Annotated in this window: 8 protein-coding genes; all 8 read left to right on the forward strand. The window is 69.9% G+C overall.

The window, feature by feature from the left end:
• Positions 1–60 precede the first annotated feature (60 nt).
• Positions 61–2094, forward strand: coding sequence for a hypothetical protein (locus OIU93_RS18020; RefSeq protein ID WP_372342960.1), 2034 nt, complete (start codon positions 61–63; stop codon positions 2092–2094).
• 1 nt (position 2095) lies between these two features.
• Complete coding sequence (locus OIU93_RS18025) at positions 2096–3031, forward strand: DUF2797 domain-containing protein (protein ID WP_264271442.1); 936 nt, start codon at positions 2096–2098, stop codon at positions 3029–3031.
• 32 nt (positions 3032–3063) lie between these two features.
• A complete protein-coding gene (locus OIU93_RS18030; RefSeq protein WP_264271443.1) occupies positions 3064–3348 on the forward strand; it encodes a hypothetical protein in 285 nt (94 codons plus the stop codon).
• A gap of 55 nt (positions 3349–3403) precedes the next feature.
• Positions 3404–3853 (forward strand): MaoC family dehydratase N-terminal domain-containing protein, encoded by a 450-nt coding sequence (locus OIU93_RS18035; protein ID WP_264271444.1) that lies wholly within the window; start codon positions 3404–3406, stop codon positions 3851–3853.
• The gene (locus tag OIU93_RS18040) at positions 3853–4293 is read left to right on the forward strand and encodes a MaoC family dehydratase (protein ID WP_264271445.1); all 441 of its coding nucleotides are present in this window, start codon (positions 3853–3855) and stop codon (positions 4291–4293) included. Before OIU93_RS18035 ends, OIU93_RS18040 begins: the two co-directional genes overlap by 1 nt.
• 77 nt (positions 4294–4370) lie before the next feature.
• A complete protein-coding gene (locus OIU93_RS18045) occupies positions 4371–5543 on the forward strand; it encodes an MFS transporter (RefSeq protein ID WP_372342961.1) in 1173 nt (390 codons plus the stop codon).
• A 13-nt stretch (positions 5544–5556) separates the two neighbouring features.
• Entirely contained in the window at positions 5557–6633 is a 1077-nt protein-coding gene (locus OIU93_RS18050) for a UDP-N-acetylmuramate dehydrogenase (protein ID WP_264271446.1), read from the forward strand.
• Positions 6634–6651: 18 nt separating this feature from the next.
• A complete protein-coding gene (locus OIU93_RS18055) occupies positions 6652–7788 on the forward strand; it encodes a winged helix DNA-binding domain-containing protein (protein ID WP_264271447.1) in 1137 nt (378 codons plus the stop codon).
• The last annotated feature ends 113 nt before the right edge of the window (positions 7789–7901 follow it).

Below are 7901 nucleotides of genomic sequence, written 5' to 3' on the forward strand. Positions count from 1 at the left end.
GGGACTCGTTGAGGTCATTCGCTCACGAAGACCACGAACCTTCAGGAGAGGACGAAGCACATGCCGAAAGCGGACTTCAACCAAGAGTTCCCGACCCGTGCTTCATTGCGGCGCGCGCGCCAGGCCGAGCTGGACGCGCAGCAAACGACCAAGGATGAAGCGAAGAAGGCTGTCACGAAGCCTGGACCAGTCGATGAATTCGATGAAGTTCCCGAAACCATAGCCGACGGCACCCCTGCGGCTCCGGGCAAACAAGCCCCGGCGACTTCGGCCACCCCGGTGAAGCCAACGGCCGCAACAAATGCGAAAACCGCTCCCACGGCCGCATCGGTCGCAGACGGCTCCAACAAGGCAGCGGCCAAGCCGGCGCCAACGGTGCCGGGCCACGCAAAGCCGGCTCCCGCACCGGCAAAACCCGCTCCGCAGCAGTCGGCCAAGCCCACCGCCACCCCGGTGCCAGGCAACGCCTCCAAGCCTGCGACCACGCCGGCCGCCAAGCCTGCCGCCACTTCGACTCCAGCCGTCAAGCCCGCGGCACCTGCTGCGAAGCCTGCTGCGGCTACACCGGCGGCGAAGCCTGCTCCGAGCCCCGCAGCCAAAACCGTGACTCCGACTCCGGCCCCCAAGCCTGCTGCGACGGCTCCTGCCAAGCCCGTTGCGGCAGCACCGGCAACGAAGCCTGCTCCGACCCCGGCACCGGCCAAAACCGGGACGCCCACGTCGGCTGCCAAGCCGGCACCCGCTGCGACGCCCGCCGCCGCGACGGCCAAGCCGGCACCCGCTGCGAAGCCGGATGCCGCGAAGCCAGCCGCAGCGGCTCCGGCCAAGCCCGCCGCTGCCGCTGGCGCCAAGCCCACACCGGCAGCCAAGCCGGAAGCCTCGAAACCTGCAGCCGCTCCGGCCGCCAAGCCGGCCGCTGCCGCTGGCGCCAAGCCCACACCCGCAGCCAAGCCGGAAGCCTCGAAACCTGCAGCCGCTCCGGCCGCGAAGCCCGCCGCAGCGGCTCCGGCAAAGCCCGCCGCAGCAGTAGAGACCGCGAAGCCTGCAACTCCCAAGCCCGCTGCAACCGCACCGGCACCGGATGCAACATCGGCCGATTCCGCTGCCGAAGACCTGTCGACACCTGAAGGCCGCCGCCAGGCCTTCCGCGAAATGAACCCCGCGGCAGGAACGCGTGATACGTTCCTGCGCCCGGAGGACGAAACGACGTTCCGTGCCGAGCGCGGCTTCCGCGGCTTCCTCTCCCGCCTGGGCTTCAACATGGAACCCTCCGCCGAGGAAGTCGAAGAGCGCAACTGGCGCCGCACGGTGGGCACCCGCCTGACCGAGCCCAAGACCATCTCGGTGGTCAATGGCAAGGGCGGGGCCAACAAGACCCCGACGGCGGTCCTGCTTTCGGCGGTCTTTGGGCGCAACACCGGGGACCCGGTCCTGGTCTGGGACAACAACGGAACCCGCGGCACCCTGGGCTGGCGCACCGTCCAGGGGCCCCACGCGTCCCACTCCATGGACCTGCTTTCGGCCGCCCCGCGGCTGAAGGACATCAAGGTCGGGGACCCCATCATCCACGACTACACGCACTACCAGCCCGAAGACTGCTACAGCGTGCTGCGCACCGACCCCACGCTGCTGGCAAGCGAGCAATTCGTCAACGCCGCCGACTTCGACCACCTGCACGAAGTCGTTTCGCGCTTCTTCGCCCTGACCATCGTGGACTCGGGGAACGACGAATCGGCCGAACGCTGGATGCGCATGATCGACCACACCGACCAACTGGTCATCGCCAGCACCACGGTGGAGGAACACGCCGAGGCCGGGGCCCTGCTGCTCGAGGCACTGGCCAAGCGCGGCGGGCACTACGCCGACCTGGCCCAAAACGCCGTCGTGATCGTGTCCCAGCACCAGCCGCACGGCAACCGCGAACAGCTTGACCGCATTGCCCACGGATTCCGCCGCCTGGCCCGCTCCGTGGTGACGGTTCCCTACGACGCGGCACTGGTCAAGGGACAGATCCGCTTCGAGGGACTGCGTCCGGCAACGCGCCGCGCCTGGCTGCACGCCACCGCCGCGGTGGCCGGGGCACTGCACGACTGAGGTGGAGAGCGCTGCCTTGCTCTGCCGCGGCATCCGGTGGCCCTCCACCCCGGGCAACCCTCGTCTGGTGCTCGATGACGCGGAGCACCACGGCCACGATGTCGCCCTGGAACCGGGCACGCGGCTGGGCTTCAACGTGTTGCCCGGGCGTTGGTGCCTGGGCCACCAGCTGATCCGCGACCGGCACCACCGCACGCTGGTGCCCTGCCCGCAGGATGCCCTGATCGCCAACGGCACCCAGTGCGCAGCCTGCGAGGCCGCCGACCAGTCCCGGGCCATGCACGACTTCCACCGCAGCGGCCGCGCCGGCGCAGGCCTGCGCGACTACCTGGACCAGCCGCACTGGCTCTATGTGGCGACCTTCGCCACGGGGACCACGAAGGTCGGCACGGCGGCAGATCCCAGCAAGTGGCGGCGCCTGGCCGAACAGGGCGCGATCACCGCCCGCTACGTTGCCTGGAGCCCCGACGGGGCCAGCGTGCGGCACCTCGAGGACCTGGTGAGCACAGAGCTCGGGTTCACCCAACAGGTGCGGGCCAATTCCAAGGTGCGCGGCCTGCTGGAAAACCATGACACCACCGGGCGCCTCGATGAGCTCAACGACGAGGCCGCCACCACGGTTCGCGCGCTGGTGGCCGGACTCGCGCCTGGCATCCTGGCCGGCTCCCGCGTCGTGGAGGAAACCTGGAACGCCCCGGAACAGGGACGGGTCCTGCTTGCCGGCTTCGACGCCCAGGACCTTCAGCCGTATCCCGGTTTCCTGGGCGAAGCCGCCCACGGCTTCGAGGTCGCCGCGGTTTGCGGCCAGGCCCTGGGCGTGAGGCTGGGCGGGCAACCGGAAATCTTCGTCGCCAATGCAGCACTGCTCAAGGGGCTCAAGCTCGTGCCGGGCGATCATGTGACCGATTCGCCGCCGGTCCAAGGGGCCCTGTTCTGAATCGATTTGCCGTGCTGAATTAGGATTGACTCATGACCAATACCCCCTGGGAAGCATCGTCCGGACTCTACAAGAAGCTGACCTTCGGATCGATGGCGGTTTCCGGCACGGGCATCATCCTGGCCGTCATCGGGGCCAACACCCACAACCGCCCGCTGATGTACACGGCACTGGGCATCATCGGCATCGGACTGGTGACCCACGTCATCGGGCTGGTGGTGCGGGCCCGCGACGCCCGCGCCTGGCGCGTGTCGCAGGGGCTGGTCCCGGCCAAGCGACCCAAGCGCGACAAGCAAGCACCCCGGGACACCCCCTAGCGTCCCCCACAGACACCAAAGCCCCAATTCGTCCCACACAGGAGCGGCACAACAGATGAGCATCAATCCCGAACTGGCGGGCCGGATCTACCCGGCCCAGGACCCCTACGTGGTGGGCCGCGAAAAGATCCGCGAATTCGCGGCAGCGGTCAAGGCCACCCACCGGGCGCACTACGACCTGGACGCCGCGGCGAAACTCGGCCACAAGGACCTTTTGGCCCCGCCGACCTTCGCCATCATCGTGGCGCAGCAGGCCGATGCCCAGCTCATCGCCGATCCCGCCAGCGGCATCGACTTCTCCCGCGTCGTCCATGCCGACCAGCGCTTCACCCACCACCGCCCGATCGTCGCCGGCGACGAGCTGCTGGCCGAACTGCACGTGGACACCGTGCGCGCCATGGGTGGCGGGGCCATGATCACCACCCGCTCCGAAATCAGCACGGCGGCCGGCGAAAAGGTCGCCACCACCGTTTCCTCGCTCCTGGTACGCGGAGAGGACCAGTAATGCCAGACTTTGACACCCTTGAAAAGGGCCAGCCCATCGGCACCACCACCATCTTCGTGAACCGCGCCGACCTGGTGCGCTATGCCGGGGCCTCGGGGGACTTCAACCCCATCCACTGGAACGAGCGCTTCGCCACCGAGGTCGGGCTGCCGGGGGTCATCGCCCACGGCATGTTCACCATGGGATCGGCCGTGCAGCTGGTTTCCGACTGGGCACAGGACCCCGGAGCCGTCATCGACTACCAGACCCGCTTCACCAAGCCAGTCCCCGTGGCAGACCCTGCAGGGTCCAACCCGTCGGACTTCGAGGGCACCGCCATCGAGATCGCCGGCACCATCGGCGCTCTTGACGCCGAGGCCCGCACCGCGCGCGTGGACCTGACTGTCAGCGTCGATGGCACCAAGGTGCTGGTCAAGGCCCAGGCCGTGGTGCAACTCTGAAACCAGCACCCCAACCCGCATCGCCCGCCCCCGCCGGGCGTCGGGGCAACCCCGAGGTCCGGCCCTGGCGCAACGGCGTGCTGGCGCTGTACCTGGCCTCCGGGCTGATGCTCGCCACGCTGGTCTCCCGGCTGCCCTCGGTGCGCGACGCGCTGGGGCTGAGCCACGGGGAGGTGGGCCTGCTGCTGCTGTGCATGACGGCCGGCTCCTTCGCCTCGGTCTCGGTTTCCGGGTTCGTGGTCATGCGCCTGGGGTCCAAGAGGACCTTGGTGCTCGCCGCCTCGCTGACCGCCGTGGCGCTTGCCGTGGTGGGCGTCGCGGCGGCCGGGTTCCACTCGCTGGTGCTCACCGGGACGGCACTGGGCCTCCTGGGTGCCGGCAACGCCGCCTGGAACGTCTCCTCCAACGTCCAGGGAGCCGCCATGGAACGGGCCCTGGGCGTGCCGATCATGCCGGTGCTGCACGGCTTCTTCTCCGTGGGCACCGTGCTGGGCGCAGCGGCCGGGGCACTGGGAGCGGCGCTGCAGCTGTCCATTTCCTGGCACTTCGCGGTCATGTCCGCGGCCGTGTTGGCCATCATCTTCACCGGCACCAGGGCCTTTAGGCCCGACGCCACCAACGCCGGGTCCGGGCATTCCAACAGGTCGCTGCTGGCCGACGCCTGGCGCGAACCGCGCACGCTGGTGCTCGGCGTACTGGTCCTCGGCATGGCGCTGGCCGAGGGCGCCGCGGGGGACTGGGTGGCCCTGGCCCTGTCCGACGGCTACGGGGCCATCAACTCCGTGGGCGCCATCGGCTACGGGGTCTTCGTCACCGCGATGACCCTGGCCCGCCTCGGCGGCGGGCTCGTCCTGGCCCGGCTGGGACGCGTGGTGGTCATCCGGATCTCCGCTGCTTCCACGCTGGCCGGCCTGCTGCTCTTCGTCTTCGGCCCGTCCCTGCACACGGCCTTCGCGGCCCTGGTGTTCTGGGGCCTGGGGGTGGCGCTGAGCTTCCCGGTGGCCATGACCGCGGCATCGGATGACCCGATGCGCGCCGCGGCCCGGGTCTCGGTGGTCTCCACCATCGGCTACGGCGCCTTCCTGGGCGGCCCGCCGCTGCTGGGCCTGCTGGCGGACCGCGTCGGGCTGCTGCACGCCCTGGGCTACGTGGGCATCCTCGTGGTCATCTCCTTCTTCCTGGCCCCGGCCGCCGGTCCCCGCAGGGCCGCCGAAGCGGCCGCACCCGCAACCACCACCACCGAACCCTAAGGCGCAAACCACCGTGAACACCCAGCTGCTCGCACCCCTGACCACCACCGGCGTCGGCGGTCCCGCCGGCACCTTCGTCCGTGCGGACACCGAGGCGGGGATCACCGCCGCGCTGTCCGCCGCTGACGCGGCAGGGGAAGAGGTGCTGATCATTGCCGGCGGCTCCAACCTGGTCATCGACGACGCCGGGTATCGGGGCACGGTGCTGCAGATCGCCAACCAGGGGGTCTCGATCGGCAAGGAGCTCTCCGACGGGCGCATCCGCGTGGACATCGCCGCCGGGCACCCGTGGGACGACGCGGTCGCCCAGACCCTGGCCGCCGGGCTCTCGGGGCTCGAGGCCCTGTCCGGGATCCCCGGATCGGCCGGGGCCACCCCGGTGCAGAACGTCGGCGCCTACGGATCCGAGGTGGCCCACACGCTGCTCGAGGCCAAGGTCTTCGAGCGCGCCACCGGCACCACCAGCCACTTCGGGAATGCCGGGTTGGGGTTCGGCTACCGCGACTCGCTGCTCAAGCGCACCACCGTCAACGGCTCGCCCGCATTCGTGGTGCTCGCGGTGACCTTCGCGCTGGAACGCCGGAGCGACTCCGCGCCGATCCGCTACAAGGAGCTGGCCCGCACCCTGGGCGTCGCGGTGGGCGAACGCGCCGATGCCGCCGCGGTGCGCGCCACGGTCCTGGAACTGCGTGCCTCCAAGGGCATGGTGCTGGACGCCGCGGATCGCGACACCTTCTCCACCGGCTCCTTCTTCACCAACCCGATCGTGCCGGCCGCTGTGCTCGAATCGCTGCCCGAAGGAGCCCCGAACTTCCCGGTGGACACCCCCGGCATGGTCAAGCTCTCGGCGGCCTGGCTCATCGACAAGGCCGGATTCTCCAAGGGCTTCGGCCTGGAGGGCACCGCCGGGGAGCAGCTGGCCGGCGGCCGGGCGGCCCTGTCCACCAAGCACACCCTGGCCATCACCAACCGCGGGGAGGCATCCAGCGCCGACATCCTGGCCATCGCCCGCGCCGTGCGCGCCGGCGTGAAGGAACGCTTCGGCATCGAGCTGCACAACGAGCCGCTCTTGATCGGCTGCGCCCTGTAGGGAATCGTTGGGTTCACCATGGCAGCCCCACCGCACCACCCCACCCCTGTGCAACGCAACGCCGTGGCGCGCCTGCGCCTGGCCGCCCAGGGGCTGCTGCCCGGAATCCCGGCCGCGACCCTGCCGGTCCCGGCAACCACGCCCGCGGACGTGGTCGCCGCGCTGGGCATGATGCAGGCCCAAGACCTGCCCCAGGCCTGCTGGGCCGTGGGGGTCCGCCTGCCCGGCGCCGGGCTGAGCCGGATCCACGCGGTCCTGGCCGACGGGTCGGTCATCCGCTGCTGGGGCGCCCGCGGTACGCTGATGCTCATCGATCCGCGGCTGCACGGTTCGCTGCTGGCCGTGACCGCGCAGCGGATGAACGCCAAGATGGCCGGCACCCGGGCGCAGGAAGACATCACCGAGGCCGAGCTCGGCAGGCTGGCCGATGTGGCCCGTGAGCGCTGCGCAGGGACCGGCGCCACGCGTGCCGAATTGCTCCGTGCCTTCGAGGATGCCGGGTCGAGCATCGAGGGGCAGCGCGGCTACCACCTGATCGTGGCCGTGAGCCTGCGCGGGGTCATCGTCCAGGGCCCCATGGAACCCGGAAGCGAGACCCGGCAGTTGTTCATGGCCGCCGGGTCCTGGCTTCCGGAGACAGAGCCACATCCCGACGCCGGTGCGGCACTGGCGATGCTGGTGCGCGGCTACTTCGATTCCCACGGCCCCGCGACCGTTGCCGACTGTGCGTGGTGGCTCGGCCTGCCCCTGACCCCGGTGCGTGCCGCCGTGGCGGCGCTGGACCCGGTGCTGGGCAGTGCGGAGCTGGGCGGGGACACCTTCCATTTTGCCGCTCGGCACCGGGAACGCTGGGAGCATCCGCCGGGGGCACGCAGCGTTCTCGCGCTGCCCGGGTTTGACGAGTTCCTGCTCGGTTACCGGGACCGCTCGGTGACCCTGCCGGAGGAACACACGCAGGTGGTGACGCCGGGGAAGAACGGGATCTTCCTGCGCACCGTGGTAGCAGGCGGGGAAACCATTGGCACCTGGGAAGTGGAGAATTCCGGGAAGGCACGTTATGCCAGGTTCGTGCCTTTCGCCGGGGAACCGACTCCTGCCCGCGCCAGGGCGGTCGCCGCCCGGATGGACTCATACCTAAGGTTCCGCAACGCCTAGATGAGTCAGTCCTAATTGACGCTTGGAACGAGACAGGGTCCGGGAACTTGTTCCCGGACCCTGTTAATCGCTGGCGGAGAGTGCTAAGTCTCGTATGTGAACCCAAAACTGAA

The organism is Paeniglutamicibacter sp. ZC-3 (assembly GCF_025847175.2).
In the GTDB taxonomy this organism is placed as follows: domain Bacteria; phylum Actinomycetota; class Actinomycetes; order Actinomycetales; family Micrococcaceae; genus Paeniglutamicibacter; species Paeniglutamicibacter sulfureus.